Annotated in this window: 13 protein-coding genes, 2 tRNA genes and 1 riboswitch; of the genes, 3 read left to right on the forward strand and 12 right to left on the reverse strand. The window is 43.0% G+C overall.

Annotation, left to right across the window (positions count from 1 at the left end):
- Positions 1-78: 78 nt before the first annotated feature.
- A complete protein-coding gene (locus ACIRUQ_RS08360; RefSeq protein WP_022036652.1) occupies positions 79-609 on the forward strand; it encodes a TetR/AcrR family transcriptional regulator in 531 nt (176 codons plus the stop codon).
- Positions 610-653: 44 nt separating this feature from the next.
- Here the strand turns inward: ACIRUQ_RS08360 and lgt are convergent, their stop codons facing one another.
- Positions 654-1,421 carry a prolipoprotein diacylglyceryl transferase gene (gene lgt / locus ACIRUQ_RS08365; protein WP_055289567.1) on the reverse strand — a complete coding sequence of 256 codons (768 nt, stop codon included), beginning with the start codon at positions 1,419-1,421 and terminating at the stop codon, positions 654-656.
- A gap of 342 nt (positions 1,422-1,763) precedes the next feature.
- Between lgt and ACIRUQ_RS08370 the strand changes: the two genes are divergently transcribed.
- Positions 1,764-3,095, forward strand: coding sequence for an MATE family efflux transporter (locus tag ACIRUQ_RS08370; protein WP_055289565.1), 1,332 nt, complete (start codon positions 1,764-1,766; stop codon positions 3,093-3,095).
- 143 nt (positions 3,096-3,238) lie between these two features.
- Here the strand turns inward: ACIRUQ_RS08370 and ACIRUQ_RS08375 are convergent, their stop codons facing one another.
- From ACIRUQ_RS08375 to ACIRUQ_RS08385, 3 genes are all read right to left on the reverse strand, one after another.
- Positions 3,239-4,300 (reverse strand): endonuclease, encoded by a 1,062-nt coding sequence (locus ACIRUQ_RS08375; protein ID WP_055289562.1) that lies wholly within the window; start codon positions 4,298-4,300, stop codon positions 3,239-3,241.
- A gap of 87 nt (positions 4,301-4,387) precedes the next feature.
- Positions 4,388-6,799, reverse strand: coding sequence for a leucine--tRNA ligase (gene leuS / locus ACIRUQ_RS08380; RefSeq protein WP_022036648.1), 2,412 nt, complete (start codon positions 6,797-6,799; stop codon positions 4,388-4,390).
- A 275-nt stretch (positions 6,800-7,074) separates the two neighbouring features.
- Positions 7,075-9,144: a translation factor GTPase family protein gene (locus ACIRUQ_RS08385; protein WP_055289559.1), complete on the reverse strand. Its 2,070-nt coding sequence runs from the start codon at positions 9,142-9,144 to the stop codon at positions 7,075-7,077.
- A 370-nt stretch (positions 9,145-9,514) separates the two neighbouring features.
- Between ACIRUQ_RS08385 and ACIRUQ_RS08390 the strand changes: the two genes are divergently transcribed.
- Positions 9,515-10,615: a prephenate dehydrogenase gene (locus tag ACIRUQ_RS08390; protein ID WP_055289556.1), complete on the forward strand. Its 1,101-nt coding sequence runs from the start codon at positions 9,515-9,517 to the stop codon at positions 10,613-10,615.
- Between the two features lie 130 nt (positions 10,616-10,745).
- On the opposite strand, the gene ACIRUQ_RS08395 is transcribed toward ACIRUQ_RS08390, so the two are convergent.
- The 8 genes from ACIRUQ_RS08395 to ACIRUQ_RS08430 form a co-directional block, all read right to left on the reverse strand.
- The gene (locus tag ACIRUQ_RS08395; RefSeq protein ID WP_055289554.1) at positions 10,746-11,438 is read right to left on the reverse strand and encodes a hypothetical protein; all 693 of its coding nucleotides are present in this window, start codon (positions 11,436-11,438) and stop codon (positions 10,746-10,748) included.
- 126 nt (positions 11,439-11,564) lie between these two features.
- The gene (locus tag ACIRUQ_RS08400) at positions 11,565-11,966 is read right to left on the reverse strand and encodes a BlaI/MecI/CopY family transcriptional regulator (RefSeq protein WP_021739192.1); all 402 of its coding nucleotides are present in this window, start codon (positions 11,964-11,966) and stop codon (positions 11,565-11,567) included.
- 95 nt (positions 11,967-12,061) lie between these two features.
- Positions 12,062-12,143 (reverse strand) — tRNA-Leu (locus ACIRUQ_RS08405).
- Between the two features lie 87 nt (positions 12,144-12,230).
- Positions 12,231-13,499, reverse strand: a complete 1,269-nt coding sequence (locus tag ACIRUQ_RS08410) for a diaminopimelate decarboxylase (RefSeq protein ID WP_022036645.1) — start codon at positions 13,497-13,499, stop codon at positions 12,231-12,233.
- A gap of 139 nt (positions 13,500-13,638) precedes the next feature.
- A complete protein-coding gene (locus ACIRUQ_RS08415; protein WP_055289552.1) occupies positions 13,639-15,039 on the reverse strand; it encodes an LVIVD repeat-containing protein in 1,401 nt (466 codons plus the stop codon).
- 93 nt (positions 15,040-15,132) lie between these two features.
- Complete coding sequence (locus ACIRUQ_RS08420) at positions 15,133-16,014, reverse strand: LysR family transcriptional regulator (protein ID WP_055289550.1); 882 nt, start codon at positions 16,012-16,014, stop codon at positions 15,133-15,135.
- A gap of 80 nt (positions 16,015-16,094) precedes the next feature.
- Positions 16,095-16,391, reverse strand: a complete 297-nt coding sequence (locus ACIRUQ_RS08425; protein WP_336302594.1) for a hypothetical protein — start codon at positions 16,389-16,391, stop codon at positions 16,095-16,097.
- A 108-nt stretch (positions 16,392-16,499) separates the two neighbouring features.
- A tRNA-Thr gene (locus tag ACIRUQ_RS08430) sits at positions 16,500-16,572 on the reverse strand.
- Positions 16,573-16,784: 212 nt separating this feature from the next.
- Positions 16,785-16,891: riboswitch (TPP riboswitch) on the forward strand.
- Positions 16,892-16,896 lie beyond the last annotated feature (5 nt).

The following is a 16,896-nucleotide window of genomic DNA, read 5'->3' on the forward strand; positions in this document are numbered from 1 at the left end:
GCTTTTTCAATCCGTTGGAAAACCAACGTTTTTCGAGAATTGTTGAAAAACAATGCTACAATTAAATGAGGTATGATCATGGATATCAGAATAGAAAAAACAAAAACTGCAATTCACAATACATTTTTAGAACTTCGCTCCAAAAAGCCATTGGAAAAAATAACCATCAAAGAATTATGCGAAAAGGCACAGATCAATAAATCAACTTTTTACTCTCATTATAAAGATATTTATGATCTGAGCGATCAATTAGAAACCGATGTCGTTGCCTCCGTCATTGAAGCCATACCAAATCCGCAAAACTGTCTGGAAGATCCCGCCGTTCTGGCTAAAAATATGTTTCTCGGCTATCTCTCCAGGGATACCATCATCCGGATCCTGTTTTCCGGAACCAGAGCAGGAGAACTGGTACGCAAAGTCGAATATCAACTAAAAAAAATCCTGTTTGATGCTCACCCGGAGTACAAACAGGATCCTTCCGTCAATGTCGTGCTGTCTTACACGGTCTATGGCGGTTATTATGCATTTTTTGAAAATCGGCAGTACGGAGATGCCACAGTGGTTGATATTATCAGTCAGATTTCTTCCGAAGCAATGAATCTATTATAATTTCTTCTCGCACGAATACGCATCATTTACACGGAACGATTCTGCTAAATATACATTAAATCCTCTTTGTCTGCCGCTCTTTTATTCCGGGCAAATAATAGGATGGAGACAATCATAAATACAATGGATATCAACTGTGCCGTTGTCAGCCCGAACATTCCCCCCTGCTCATTGGTACGCAGAAATTCCACACAGAATCTTCCGATTCCATAAAGCATCAGGTACAACGCTCCCACATCGCCATGGTAACGCATCTTTCCTGTCATCCGGATCAGCACAAACGCAATGAGGAAATCACCTGCGGAAGAAAAAAGCTGCGTCGGCAGTAACGGTACCCCTGCCGGTGCCAAACTGTTTTCCGGAAATACAATTCCGATTGGCAAACTCGTCTCCTTACCATAACAGCAGCCTGCGAAAAAGCAGCCCAGCCGGCCAAAGGCCTGTGCCAATGCTATGGATGGTGCCAGCAGATCAAAATATGTGAAAAAGCGGATATCCTTAATTTTACAGTAAATCAATGCCGATACCACACCAAAAATAATTCCGCCATACACCACAAATCCGGAAGAACCCAAAACACTCAGCGGATCCGCAAGAAATTGTTTCCAGCTCAATATCACAAAAAATACTTTTGCTCCCAGAAATCCCATCACCACACAGAGAATTGCCAGATCCAGCACGGACTCTGCCTTCATCTCGTAACGTTTTGCTCTATAATATCCCATCAGAACACACAAAATGACTCCTATGGCAATCATCACGCCATAGGTATGAATGGTGAATCTGCCAATAGAAAATAAATCTACTTTCATCTTTTAAACGCTCCTCTTTTTTCAAATTTGTTTTCTATTCTACACCATTTTCTTCTGTTTTCCAACTCTTTCTTCTTACACTTTTCTGATTGGAAGCACACTTTTCTCACACTCTTTTCGGTTTAACGCTCCAATAAATAGAAAATACATTGTATCGTTTTTTACATTGACAGCTCATTTTCCCTGTGATAACATTTTGGTTACTATAGCTTGTGCTGACCAGATTCACGCACCAAGTCTCACGTATGTTCGACTTGAAGTTCAGATATAAGTCCAAGAATGCCCTCTGCATTCTCGCTGCTTGTTCATGTATGTAAGTATATAGGAAAGGATCTCTTTTTTATGAAAATTCAGCTTTCTGATCATTTTACATTATCAAAACTACTGCGCTTTGTATTTCCATCTATCATCATGATGATTTTTACTTCCATTTACAGTGTCGTAGACGGACTGTTTGTATCCAATTTTGTCGGAAAAACCGCTTTTGCATCCGTCAATCTGATCATGCCATTCATTATGATCCTCGGTGCGATCGGATTTATGCTTGGAACCGGAGGAAATGCAATCGTATCAAAAACACTGGGAGAAGGTGAACCTAAGCTGGCACAGAAATATTTCTCCATGATCATATACTGTACCATGATTGGCGGCATCATCGTTTCTATCCTTGGTTTCATTTTTATGCCGACAATTGCAAAATCACTGGGGGCCCGCGGTGAAATGCTGGTAGGAAGTATTCTCTACGGACGTATCTCCATGATTTCACTGACCTGTTTCATGCTGCAAAATGTTTTCCAGAGTCTGCTAGTCACTGCCGGCAAACCCAAACTTGGGCTGCTGATTACCGTTAGTGCCGGTCTGACCAACATGACCCTGGATGCCGTATTTGTCTATGGATTAAAACTTGGTATCGCAGGTGCCGCACTTGCCACTGTTGCTTCCGAATTTATTGGCGGTCTGACCCCACTACTCTATTTTTTACGCAAAAACAACAGTTCACTGCAACTTTGCAGGACACGGATTCAGCCAAGAATTATGATCAAAACCTGTACGAATGGTTCTTCTGAATTCATGACAAACATTTCCATGTCACTGGTAAACATGCTTTACAATTTTCAGCTGATGCGTATCGCCGGTGAAAACGGAATTGCCGCTTACGGCGTCATTATGTATGTAAGTTTTATCTTCTGTGCAATGTTCATTGGTTACTCCGTAGGATGTGCACCACTGATAGGATACAATTACGGTGCTGAAAATTATCCGGAACTGAAAAATCTGTTTCACAAAAGTCTGAAACTGGTAGGCTGCGCCGGTGTTTGCCTGGCTATCCTGGCAAACCTTCTGTCTGCACCGCTGGCCTCCCTTTTTGTCGGATATGATGATGCCTTATTTGCACTCACGGTACATGGATTCCGCATTTATTCACTGGCCTTTCTGCTGAACGGATTTTCCATCTTCGGTTCTGCATTTTTCACCGCCTTAAACAATGGACTGATTTCTGCCTGTATCGCATTTTTACGGACCTTTGCCTTTCAGATTGTTGCCGTGCTTGTACTACCATATCTGTTCGGCATCAATGGTGTATGGTGTTCCATTGTAGTCGCTGAATCACTGGCAATCTGCGTAACGATTTCCTTCTTCGTACGAAAACGGCATGTATACCATTACGCATAATTTCTTGTTTCGGGTCACTTAAAATTTACTATCTCGATCCTAATAGAAACTCCAGCAATTTTGCCTCGGTCGCTAACAATCGCTCCCCAAGGGAAAATTGCTGGAGTTGTTCATTTTTACGCCACCCTGCACTTTGTGCCACACTACGTGCGCTGCAACGTCACCCGCAAGGATACCGGCTGATGATCCGTATATTCAAAATCAGTATCAACTACGTTTACCTGCTCCACCTGCAGATTGTCAGACACGATATATCCATCAATGACATACACCTGAGAATCCTCATAATTTCCACTGTATGGTCCGTTCAACAGACGGCAGGTTGGTGCATTATCTGCCACGGCAAAATCAAATCCTTCCGGCAAATCTTTTTTATATACAGTTCCCGGTACCCAACTGTCTGTATCATGGATTTCATATGTATCCACACCTTCAAATTGTTGATTGAAATCACCACCGGCAATCACATAATTGCCGGCTTTGTATTCTTCCTGCAACTTATCTGCCAGCATCCGGCTCTGAATTATCTTTCCTTCTCCACTGTCATACGCTTCCAGATGAAAATTGATCAGCACCAGTTCTTTGTCTGTTCCCTCAATTGGAATCCTTGTCTCCAGCATGCAGCGTTTCAAATTACAGGTTTTGATCGGCCAGGAAAAAGATTCTGCCAGTTTAATACGCTTTGCACTCTCCACCTGATAATCTGTCATCGTAACCAGACCCGCTTCGACTTTTCCGATCGGTGGAATCGGATAAGGTACAAAATCACACTTGAAATTGCAGGCATAAATGCTGCTCATATCCAATGCCTTCTCATAATACGCACGTTCATTGATATGGAAGGAACGCTTTGCATCAATATCCACTTCCTGAAGGAAATAGAAGTCCGCAGCCTGATTTTTTAAAATATCAGAAATACCCGCAAGATTTGTCTCTACAACTTCTTTACGATCCGGCTGTACCTTCCTTCCACCGTCCATAAAAAAATCCTCATCTTTGCTCAGTGCACCATAACCTGTGTTGTAAGTCAACACAGAAAAACTGTCTCCTTCAGACAATGTCTTTGTTCCATTTCCCGCATTAAGAAACTCAATGGATTTCGGATGATATTCCCGTACCGTATAAAAAATAAGCACTGCCGCTGCAAGCAATACGATGAACAGTATTACAATTCCAACTTTCTTTAATATTATTTTCCCCTTCATAATGTTTCTGCTCCGTCCCAACATTTTTAACTTGAATCATTATTCACAAAAAGGCATCCATAAAACGGATGCCTTTTCCTAATTTCATTATTTGGCTACAATATTGATAATTCTGCCCGGAACATAAATCTCTTTGATCACATTTCCTGTCAATTTATCGCCAAGTGCTGCCTTACCTGCTGCGATAGCATCTTCTTTGCTGACATCAGCCGGAAGCGTAACCACGCATTTTGTTTTTCCATTGATCTGAACGGCAAGTTCTTTCTCATCATCTTTCATGGCATTCTCATCATAAGTTGGCCATGTCTCATGGAACACAGAATCTTCATGTCCAAGCTGACTCCACAGTTCCTCACTGATATGTGGAGCAAATGGTGCCATCAGAATAACAAATGTCTCTAATGTCTTTTTGTCTACACCGCCTTTTTTCGCCATGTCGATAAGCTTGTTATTATACTCCATGAATCCGGAGATAACTGTATTCAGGCTGAAGCTCTCCAGACGGGTGGTAATGTCGTAAATCAGTTTGTTACGAACTTTTACCAGTTCTTTTGTCTCTTTCACATCAGCATCCTTGTTATCCAGGATCAATTTCCAGAAACGTGTGATGAAACGATATACACCATCGATTCCTCTGTCATCCCACTCAGAATCCAGTTCTGGCGGTCCTACAAACAGTTCGTAAAGTCTCAGTGAATCACAGCCGTAATCCCGTACCAGATCATCCGGTGAGATTACGTTTCCTTTCGATTTGCTCATCTTGATACCGTTTTTACCTGTGATCATACCCTGGTTGAACAGTTTATGGAACGGCTCGTCAAAGTCGATCACACCGATGTCACACAGGAATTTTGTATAGAATCTGGAGTAAAGCAGATGCAGTACCGCATGTTCAACACCACCGATATACATATCAACCGGCAGATATTTGTCTGCTTTTTCTCTGGAAACCAGCTCCTTCTCATTTTTGTTATCTACATAACGAAGGAAATACCAGGAAGATCCTGCCCACTGCGGCATGGTATTTGTCTCACGTTTTGCAGGTTTTCCACAGCATGGGCAGGTTGTATTTACCCAATCCGTAATGTCTGCCAACGGAGACTCACCGGTACCTGTCGGCTGATAGGACTCAACCTCCGGTAATAACAGCGGAAGTTCTTCTTCCGGAACCGGAACAGGTCCACAATCCGGACAATGAATAATCGGAATCGGCTCACCCCAGTAACGCTGACGGGAAAATACCCAGTCTCTCAGTTTGTAGTTTGTGGTAGCTTTTCCAATACCCATCTCCTCGATAATATGCGGAGCTTCTTTCTTCAGCACGGAAGATTCCATACCATTCCACTCACCGGAATTGATCATGGTACCTTTGGCATCTGTGTAAGCTTCTGTCATATTTTCAATTTCTTTGCCATCTTTTGCGATAACCTGAATAATCGGGATATTGAATTTGGTTGCAAATTCGAAGTCACGATCATCATGCGCCGGAACACACATGATCGCACCGGTACCATAATCAGCTAATACATAATCAGACAGCCAGATCGGTACTTTTGCACCATTGATCGGGTTGATAGCATAGCTTCCGGTAAATACACCTGTTTTCTCTTTGTCCTGCAGACGGTCTACGGAAGATTTCAGAGAAGACTGATAAATATAATCTTCTACTGCTGTTCTTGTCTCATCGTTTGCAAGCTCTTTTGCCATTGCATGCTCCGGAGCCAGGACCATAAATGTAGCACCGTGCAAAGTATCCGGTCTTGTCGTATATACGGTGATTTCTTTATCTGTATTCTCAACCTTGAAGTTAACTTCAGCACCGTAGCTCTTACCGATCCAGTCAGTCTGCATCTTTTTCACTTTTTCCGGCCAGTCAAGCTTGTCAAGGTCATCCAACAGACGGTCAGCATATGCTGTGATTTTTAACATCCACTGGTTCAGGTTTTTCTTCGTAACATCAGCGCCGCAACGCTCACATTTACCATTTACAACTTCCTCATTTGCAAGACCTGTCTTACAGGACGGACACCAGTTGATCGGCATCTCTTTCTGATAAGCAAGACCTGCTTTGAACATTTTCACAAAAATCCATTGTGTCCATTTATAAAAATTCGGATCGGTTGTGTTTACTTCCATATCCCAGTCATAAACAGCAGCGATTTCTTTGATCTGACGTTTGATATTTGCAATATTCTCTGCTGTGGATTTCTCCGGATGTACGCCCATCTTGATTGCGTAGTTCTCAGCCGGAAGTCCGAATGCATCCCATCCCATCGGATGAATCAGATAATATCCATTGAGCATTTTGTATCTGCTCCAGACATCGGAGATAACGTATCCTCTCCAGTGTCCGACATGCAGACCATTTCCTGACGGATACGGAAACATGTCCAGACAGTAGTATTTCGGTTTCTTACCATCATTTACATTAACCGGGTGTTCTTCCCAGATTTTGCGCCATTTCTGTTCAATCTCTCTGTGATTGTACGGTACAGCCATTTTCATTCCTCCTAACAGATTGTCCTTCTTTCTCTTGCGTGGACATAGTCTGTAGAAATTTTAACACAACCACTGCATTTGTCAAGGTTGGCATAGGAAAATTTACATTACTAAAGCGAAAAAACGGATATTCGCAATCCGCTTCGCTACTTGCTCATAACCGAATGCTGCATTACAGCTTATCAGGAGTGGCTTGCACCACTCCTGATACAAGCAAGTCCCCTGCTTATTGCTTTGTGCAATTGAAGCAGGGGACTTGCTTATTCGGTTAAATTTTATTCTGCTCTTGCAGCCACTTCTTTCTCCTGTACATCAGACGGAGCCTGCTCATAGCGTGAGAACTCATACTCATAAGTTCCGCTGCCGCCGGTTATGGAACGAAGATCTGTATTGTAGCCAAATAATGAAGACATTGGTACATCTGCAACAATTTCCTGCTTGCCGCCCTCTACCGGATTCATTCCAAGTACACGACCACGACGTTTATTTAAATCTCCCATAATGTCACCGGTGTATTTGTCCGGTACTAACACTTTTACTGAAGCGATCGGCTCTAATAAAATTGGGGACGCATCCATAAATCCTTTCTTGAAAGCCTGAATTGCAGCTGTCTTGAATGCCATCTCAGAGGAATCTACCGGATGATAAGATCCATCGTATAATACAGCCTTTACACCTACAACCGGATAGCCTGCCAGCGGTCCGCGCTCTACGGATTCCTGAATACCTTTTTCTACTGCCGGGAAGTAGTTTTTCGGAACAGCACCTCCTACTACAATCTGATCAAATTCATATGCTTCTTCCAGATTGCCGGATGGCTCAAATGTCATCTTAACATGACCATACTGTCCGTGTCCACCGGACTGTTTTTTATATTTGTACTCTACATCAGCTTTCTTGCGGATAGTTTCACGGAAAGCAACTTTTGGCTGTTCTAACGTAATCTCTACTTTGTATTTTTCTTTTAATTTGCTTACGACCACATCCAGCTGCTGATCTCCGATCGCATACAACAGAGACTGATGATTCTCACTGTCGTTGACTGCTTTCAGTGTCAGATCTTCCTGCATCATCTTCTGCAATGCCTGGGATACTTTATCTACATCAGCTTTGTTTACCGGTTTGTAGCTCATGTATGTATATGGTTTGGATACCGCTGTCTTGATAAAAGTCAATGGTGTTGCCTTTGTGGACAGTGTATCGGTTGTCGCTACCTTATTTAATTTTGCAAGTGCTCCGATATCACCGGCGTGCAGCTCCGGTACTTCTTCCGGTTTGTTCCCGCGCAGTACATACAGTTTACCGATTTTGTCGTCCATGCCATGTTCTTCATTGTACATCACATCATCTGTCTTGATTACACCGGATGTCACCTTGACCAGAGAATATTTTCCAATAAATGGATCCACAATGGTCTTGAAAACATACGCACTCTTTGCTTTTGCAAAATTAAAGTCTGCATCATATACTTCATTTGTCTTGATATTGATAGCTTTGCACTGTTTTTTCTCCGGGCTTGGAAGATATTTTACAATATCATCCAACAAGGTGTAGATACCTTTTGCCATTGTACCGGAAGCCATGGAAATCGGAACCATACTGCCGTCACATACATTGGTATGTAAAACCTGACGGATCTCGTTCTCAGAGAACGTATCACCGGAAAAATAACGGTCCATATATTCTTCACTTGTTTCTGCCACAGACTCCAACAATGCCTCACGACAGATTTCCAGATTTTCAAAAGAGTAATCCGGCACATCCGTCTTGTCTACGGTTCCGTCTTCTTTCCAGCGTTTTGCTTTCATCTGAATGACATTGACGTAGCCAACAAACTGTCCGTTCTCACGAATTGGTAAATGAAGCGGTGCTATCTTCTTTCCATATAATTCCTGCAGATCTACGACTACCTGACGGAAGCTTGCGTTGTCATCATCCATATTCGTAACCCAGATCATACGCGGAAGGTTATACTTCTCACAGATATCCCATGCTTTCTGTGTACCAACTTCCACGCCGGCTTTGCCATTTACCACAATAATCGCCGCATCGGCTGCAGCTGCTGCCTCTTCTACTTCACCGACAAAATCGAAAAAACCCGGTGTATCCAGCAGATTGATCTTGGTTTCTCTCCACTCGATCGGAACCACAGATGTGCTGATGGAAAAACCACGTTTTATCTCTTCTTTATCATAATCACTGATGGTATTGCCATCTGTGACTGTTCCCATACGATTGGTAATTCCGGAAAGGTAAGCCATAGCTTCAACTATTGTTGTCTTTCCGGAACCCCCATGTCCCAGTAAAACTACGTTGCGGATCTTGTCAGTAGTATAAACATTCATGTCATTTCCTCCAATACATAAAAAAGTATGGTTATATTTTACTAAACTTTTCTTGTTTTTGCAACCTTTTTATAAAAAATGCACAAGTTTCATCCATATTATCTTGCAATTGCTTCGCTTTCCGGAAATTTTCTGAACAAGATCTGCTTTCAGAGCGATATCCTCTATCAGACTTTTTCAACATCACCTTACCCGTCTTCTGTTTTTTTTCTTATTTACTTTTACGCTTTAAAGTGTTGACTTTTTTATATAAATGCGTTATCATGGCAAAAGAGTTCGCTGAGCGAACGATATGGATCATAGTTTTTAAATAAAGGGCTCGTTTTCGAAAGATTCCGAGCGTATATGAAATGATAAGGGAGGGTACATTATGATTCCAGAAAAAATCGGCTTTATCGGCTTGGGGCATATCGGCGGTTCTGTTGCAAAGACGGTGCATCGCATCTATCCGGATATTCAGATCGTCGCCTATGACACCTGCCGTGCCACTCTGGACACCGCATTACAGGAAGGTGTGATCAGTGAAGCACTGGATCAGGTTGGCAAAGGATTTTCCGATTGTAATTATATCTATCTGTGTGCCCCGGTTCTCGACAATGCAGACTATGTCCGGGAATTATCCGGCATTCTGCATGATGATATGCTTTTAACTGATGTCGGCAGTGTCAAGACCGGCATCCACGAACAGATTCAGAAATTTCCGGATCTGGAACGACATTTTATCGGCGGTCATCCTATGTGCGGAACGGAGCATGTAGGCTATGAGTATTCCACTGCATATATGCTGGAAAATGCATATTATATTCTGACCCCGACACACACTGTTTCTCCCCAGAAAGTTGATGAATTCGAGCATTTTGTGACATCGATCGGTGCGGTTCCATTGATTCTGGATTATAAAAAACATGATTTTTCTGTCGGTTCCATCAGCCATCTTCCTACGGTCATAGCCTCTACACTGGTCAATCTGGTAAAAAATCTGGATGACTCTGATGAGACACTGCGTACGATTGCAGCCGGTGGATTCAAAGATATCACCCGCGTGGCATCTTCCGATCCTACCATGTGGGAAAACATATGTCTGGCAAACCGCAATCAGATTCTGGAACTAATCGATACCTATGTCAATGCACTGAAGGAAACCAGAAACACCATAGCAGAAAGTCACCCGGAAGAGATCAAAGAATTTTTCAGTTCTGCCAAGGAATACCGTGATTCTTTCAACATCTCGCATCGTGGTCCGATCCGCCCGGTTTACCAGCTGTTCTGTGATCTGATTGATGAAGCAGGCGGAATCGCCACCATTGCTACGATCTTGGCTTCCAACAACATCAGTATCAAGAACATCGGCATCATCCATAACCGCGAGTTCCAACAGGGTGTTCTTCAGGTGGAATTTTACGATAGTAATGCTTATGATCACGCAGTAGAACTGTTACGCAAATATCACTACACCGTGTATGAGAAATAATTTTTCTTTTTTCAAAAAATAGACCAGCTTCAGGAAGAACGATACCCACCCCTATGGATCGTTCTTCTGAAACTGGTCTGTTTGCGGATTGCGAATGTCTGCTTTACTTTCTCCAATACCTGTGTCCTTTTTAATTTTGTGAAAGCGGCTGGATAGATGACAGAACAGCTTCACATTCTGCCTGCCCTGCTTCTGCCGGTCCTGTGGCAATGATTGTAATCATCCGTCCGCCATTTTCCGTCACTGCATAATACTGGTAAATATAGCTGCCCTGATATTCCGCCATACCGGCGAAAGATACAAACGGGCTCGTACCAATGACACTGTCTGTAATACCATTAAAATTGTAAGTAATACCCTGATCGGAATAACTCATCAGTTGCCCGGCAAGTGTATTTGCGTACTCCTGAGCTGTCACTTCACCAAACATCGTCAGATCCTCTGTCATCATTGCAATCGTAGATCCGGTATTTGGATTATAAATATAGAATTCATAACTGCTGGTATCACCCATATTATCTGTATTGCCTGTCACCTGCTGTCCGGCACTTTCCACAGCATCAATCTGCTCCTGTGTACCAATCTGCCAGCCATCCGGAAGTGTCAGGCACATACCAAGACTTGTATTTGTATAAGTAACACCATCCCAGGTTCCTGCCTGATAAGCAACAACATCCTCCGACGATGCACTGCTGTCTGCATTCTCTGCTGTTTCTCCTACTGCAGATGTATCCGTTCCTGCACTGCTCTGATTCTTTCCACCACAGGCCACCAGAGAACAGATCATCGCTGTCATTAATAACCCCACGATTAATTTTTTCATTCTTTTTAGTCTGCCTTTCTTTCAAAGTAATATTTTGGTCAAAATCTCCATTATATTTTACTTGTATAGATAGAAAAAGTCAAGAAACGCTCCATTTCCTGACTTTTATCTCCATTTATACGATATTTATTTTGACTGTTCTTCTTCCATTTTCGCAATGCTGGCACGAAGTTCATCACGCTCTTCCTTGGATGATCCACGGATTGCAAGATAATTCTTCATCATCTCCGCCGGTGTCAGCCCCCAGAACTCTACAAAGTTCTGTACATCATATTTCATATATTCCTGCGCCTTTACAATCGGATGATAACTGTAAATCTTACCATTACGATCCATTCGTAAGAACTCTTTCTGAACCAGATGACTCAGGTAAGTACTTACCGTCTGAGGTTTCCAGTTCTTTTCATACACTGCATTGCAAGCTTTTACTACTTCACTTAAAACCATATCATGATCTGCGAGCCAGATAGCACGCATCACAAGCATTTCCGCTGTTGTCAAATAATATCTGTTTGTTCTATCAATCATTGCTGTCGCCCCCTTGCGTTTTATGCTCTTTGCATTAAGTAAATTTTTCTTTATTACAAAAAACAGGAAAGCGATACACTTTCCTGCTTCTCAAATGCCGCTGGCCGGACTCGAACCGGCACGGAGTTACCCGCTTGATTTTGAGTCAAGTGCGTCTGCCAATTCCGCCACAGCGGCATGGTGTTCGGTTTTTACCGAACACATTAATCATATCATACAGATATGCAAATTGCAAGAAAAATTTATCTTTTCTTTGTTACTTCTTTATACCAGTCCTTTGATAATGTCAAAACAATCAAAAGTTGCAAAATAGTCCTTCGGTGTCTCGGCACGACGGATCAGCTGTGCGCCGCCATCTTCTTTCAACAGTATTTCTGCCGAGCGGAGGCGTCCGTTGTAATTATATCCCATAGAATAACCATGTGCTCCTGTATCATGGATCACCAGATAATCACCCATGTCAATCTTCGGAAGCATACGGTCTACTGCGAATTTATCACAGTTCTCGCAAAGAGAACCTACCACATCATACTTGTGGTTGCAAGGTGCATCTTCTTTACCTGCCACGGTAATGTGATGATATGCTCCATAGATTGCCGGACGCATCAGGTTTGCAGCGCAGGCATCCACACCGATATACTCTTTGTATGTGTGTTTCTCATGGATTGCTTTTGTCACGAGGCAGCCATATGGTCCCATCATAAATCTTCCCATCTCTGTATAGATTGCTACATCACCCATATCAGCCGGAACGAGCACTTCTTCGTATACCTTCTGTACCCCTGCACCGATCACGCGGATATCATTCGGAACCTGATCCGGTTTATATGCGATTCCTACACCACCGGACAGATTGATAAAACTGATCTTGATACCCAGTTTCTCTTTGATTTCAACACACAGTTCAAATAATGTACGTGCAAGTGTTGGATAATAATCATTGGTAACCGTATTACTTACGAGGAATGCATGGATACCGAAACGCTCCACTCCTTTTTCTTTCAAAAGTTTATATCCCTCAAAAAGCTGCTCTTTTGTAAACCCGTATTTTGCATCACCAGGGTTATCCATGATACCATTGCTCAATGTATACACTCCGCCCGGATTATAACGCAGACTCATGGTCTTTGGAAACGCACCGATCGTTTTCTCCAGAAAATCAATATGGGTAAAATCATCCAGATTAATCGTCGCACCAATCTCATTTGCATATACAAACTCTTCTGCCGGTGTATCATTGGAGGAAAACATGATCTCCTCACCGGACATGCCAAGTTCATGGGCAAGCATCAGCTCTGTCATCGAAGAACAGTCAGCACCACATCCGTACTCTCTTAAAATATTTAACAGAAATGGGTTCGGTGTAGCTTTTACAGCAAAATACTCACGAAACCCCGGATTCCATGCAAATGCCTCTTTCACAGCCTTTGCATTTTCACGGATTCCTTTTTCATCATATAAATGGAAAGGAGTCGGATAAGATTTTACAATCTCTTCGATCTGCTCTTTGGTAACAAATGGTTCTTTTTTCATTTTAATTTCTCCTTGTCGTATCACTTTTTTCTCTCGTTCTACATCATACACAAAAGAACAAAAAAAAACAACCCGTCGTCAGGATTTTCTCCTGACAATGGGCTGCTTTTTTGTCTTAACGTCTAGCTTTCAGCATTTCTTAATTGTCTGCTGCTCCGGTTCTCTTTAATACATAGAAACCATCATCAAAGCAGGTTACATAGATATATCCTCTGTCATCTACGCAGCAATCTTCTGTCATTGCATTACGCGGACCCGGTAATCCCGGGAAGAAGGAGTCTTCCGGTTTTTTATTCGGATTTGGCGGAATAAAGTATGCAAGTTCTTTGATGTAATAAGGATCGGATACATCATAGATACGCAATCCTGCTGCAAAGTAACAGCAGTATACTCTGTCGCCTCTCTGCTCCAGCCATGGCTTGTTGCTCATCGGCTCATGCAGATTGTGCGGTCCGAACGGTCCCTGGCATCCAAGGTTCATTACATTGAAGTTCGGATACGGGAAATCTTCCGGTACTTCCGGATACGGGAACTCTGCGATCAGAGTCGGATGTGTCGGATCACTGACATCAACCATATGAATGTTATTCATAGCCTGTGCTTCTTTGATGGATCCTTCCGGGAAGAACTGGAATCTCTCGCCCTCGTTTGTAACAACACAGAGATCACGACCCGGCAGCGGTAATGCTGTATGAGTACGTGCTCCTGCCAGATGGCTTGAGAATGCCGGCATAAATTTTAACTGTCCTAACAGATGTGGACGGGTAACGTCTGTTGCATCCAGAACATACAGACCATCTCCGCCGTAACCACAGAACATAATTCCGTCATCACGTCTGAATGGCGGTCCATGCATCCATCCTTTATCCATGAAGGACGGAACATGTCCTGCATGATGATCTACTGTTCTGCAAGGATATCCGTCTACGAACTGATGAGGTGCCCACCAGTTACCAACTTCATGTGGATTGGTCGGATCAGAAATATCTACAATACGCATGATCATTCCTTCAAAACGCTCGGATTCGCAGGAAAGATATACATAAGGACCTCCGTTATACATGAAACGATGAACACCGATGGAATGTGGTACCCCACAATCCCAGTAACCCAGATATTTCGGATTCTCCGGATCTTCTTTCAGGCTCCAGATCTGGATACCGGCCTGACATTTCATGTTCATAAGCTCGCTCTGCTCAACTAAGGCACCCGGACCTGAACCGGCTGTCATTGCACAGATCAGAAGATCATCAGCTACCTGGATCTTAGGGGTAGAGGTAGTCGGATATTCTTCCGGATCTAACAGCTGCAGATGTTTTACAAATCTTGTATGTTCCGGATCTGTAATGTCTGCGATCAGAACACCATTCTGGCTGCCGCCAAAGCAGGAACCATACAGATAATATTTTCCTTCTGCAGTCTTGTATACCTGCATCTGGAAAACACCGCTTTTACCATTCCAAGGGTTGAAATCGAGAACTTCCAGGTTTTTGATATATCCGTTATTTCCCGGTCCCTTGGCATAAAATTTGTCTGCCATAATTACGCCTCCTTTTTTCTTGATGATTTTATTCTAATCTAATCTTTTTCATACGTCAAATAAAAAAATGAGCCGTTTGCTATAACCATTTTGTTATGCATTGTGAATCGTTTTTTTCAATATTGTCACAAATCTGCGGATGGCAGGATCCCTGTGCTCATTCCGCCATACCAGACTCAGCGGATGCGTGGATTCCAGTGGCAGATACGCGAATCCGGGAGTATCCAGTGCCCGGCTCCAGCTATCCGTCACCGCTACCCCGAGGCCACACTGTACCCCCATGATCATTGCATCTGTACTGTGTACCGGTTGGATCTTCGGTGTGAATCCATAAGGTTTGCACACACTCCGAATCAGATCTGTCACATAATCGTTATCCTCTCCCGCCACCGTTAAAAACTCTTCCCCCCTGAAATCATAGGGAATCAGTTCGCCCTGGTGTGGTGCATTGGCCGTATTGTAGAGCAGCACCCGGGGAAGATCAGCAACTTTGGCATGTAAAATTCCCTGGATATTTAAGATTTTCGGTTCTATGGTGACAATGACATCTTCTTTGCCACTCTGCAAAGCCTCCTGGGAACTACGAGGCTCATAACTATTAACTTCTACCTTGACATTTGGAAATTCCTGCGAAAACTCTTTCAGCACAGGAAGCAAAATTTCAGAGATATTCCAGTTATTCAACACACCAAGATGTAACACCTGTTTTTTGTTTTCCAGCGACAGCTTTGCCCGGAGTTTCAGATCAAACAGTTCCCCACGATACCGTTCAAAAAAATCGTAAAACATCTCACCGTTTGCTGTCAGCATGATTCCGCGGTTCAGCCGCTCAAAAAGCGGGCAGCCCAGTTCTTGTTCCAGTGCCAGGATCTGCCGGCTGATGGCAGGCTGTGATACAAACAATTCCTGTGCCGCTCTGGAAAAACTCATATTTCTTGCTGCTGCCAGAAAATATTCTATCTGCAGATCATTCATTGTCTTATCTCAAATGAGAAATATATAAGGCAACGATGATCACAAGTGCAATTCCTGCAATCACGCGCGGCAACAGCATTTTATTCCCTTTTTCTGCTGCTTCTGACTGCGGCACTGTGGCTGCCTTTTCCCGCTCCTCTTTTTTCTCTGCGCCAGTCCTCGATCACAGCACGTGCCGCTGTCTCTTCTTCCGGATTGACATAGATTTCCTCGCCGAAATTATTCATCGCCAGCAGAAAATTCCCATGTTTTCCGGATCCGATCTTCTTTCGTGCGCAGACAATTTTTTCCATACGAAGACGCACTTCCACTTCCTCTGCGTCTTCTGTATTATAAACTACCAATACATTTGTCATTTTATCAATATCTACTGCCATTCTTTTTCTCCTGTCATCCTGCATTAACTAATAGAAGGTTCGGAAATTCATCGGAATTTCCGAACAAACAAAAAACCGGAAACTGCATTCTACAGTTTCCGGTTCAAAAGCTACCGACGGGAATCGAACCCGTGACCTCCTCACTACCAATGAGGTGCGCTACCTACTGTGCCACGGCAGCCTGCTCCGTAATCTCAGTGATTACCGACTTGATAAATATACAATATTTTCCCTCTTCTGTCAACACCTTTTCCATGTGTCTTTTTTCTAAACAATCGTAAATTGTCAGACTTTTGAAACAATTATCCTTTTTTGCACCTTTTCGACCTCTACTAAAAGAAATTCGCAAAAAACACTTGACATTTTCAATGATTGTTTTTATACTCTGCCTTGTAATCACATATGGGGAGCTTATATACTAGGCTGAGAGGAAGTTGAGAACTTCGACCCACAAACCTGATTTGGATAATGCCAACGTAGGGATGTATAAGGAACGAATGGACTG

The sequence above is a fragment of the Eubacterium ramulus genome, assembly GCF_045002895.1.
Lineage (GTDB): Bacteria > Bacillota > Clostridia > Lachnospirales > Lachnospiraceae > Eubacterium_I > Eubacterium_I ramulus.

Coding starts and splice junctions, on each gene's coding strand:
- ACIRUQ_RS08360 (WP_022036652.1), top strand. CDS start 79: ATGGATATCAGAATAGAAAAAACAAAAACTGCAATTCACAATACATTT.
- lgt (WP_055289567.1), bottom strand. CDS start 1,421: ATGAAAGTAGATTTATTTTCTATTGGCAGATTCACCATTCATACCTAT.
- ACIRUQ_RS08370 (WP_055289565.1), top strand. CDS start 1,764: ATGAAAATTCAGCTTTCTGATCATTTTACATTATCAAAACTACTGCGC.
- ACIRUQ_RS08375 (WP_055289562.1), bottom strand. CDS start 4,300: ATGAAGGGGAAAATAATATTAAAGAAAGTTGGAATTGTAATACTGTTC.
- leuS (WP_022036648.1), bottom strand. CDS start 6,799: ATGGCTGTACCGTACAATCACAGAGAGATTGAACAGAAATGGCGCAAA.
- ACIRUQ_RS08385 (WP_055289559.1), bottom strand. CDS start 9,144: ATGAATGTTTATACTACTGACAAGATCCGCAACGTAGTTTTACTGGGA.
- ACIRUQ_RS08390 (WP_055289556.1), top strand. CDS start 9,515: ATGATTCCAGAAAAAATCGGCTTTATCGGCTTGGGGCATATCGGCGGT.
- ACIRUQ_RS08395 (WP_055289554.1), bottom strand. CDS start 11,438: ATGAAAAAATTAATCGTGGGGTTATTAATGACAGCGATGATCTGTTCT.
- ACIRUQ_RS08400 (WP_021739192.1), bottom strand. CDS start 11,966: ATGATTGATAGAACAAACAGATATTATTTGACAACAGCGGAAATGCTT.
- ACIRUQ_RS08410 (WP_022036645.1), bottom strand. CDS start 13,499: ATGAAAAAAGAACCATTTGTTACCAAAGAGCAGATCGAAGAGATTGTA.
- ACIRUQ_RS08415 (WP_055289552.1), bottom strand. CDS start 15,039: ATGGCAGACAAATTTTATGCCAAGGGACCGGGAAATAACGGATATATC.
- ACIRUQ_RS08420 (WP_055289550.1), bottom strand. CDS start 16,014: ATGAATGATCTGCAGATAGAATATTTTCTGGCAGCAGCAAGAAATATG.
- ACIRUQ_RS08425 (WP_336302594.1), bottom strand. CDS start 16,391: ATGGCAGTAGATATTGATAAAATGACAAATGTATTGGTAGTTTATAAT.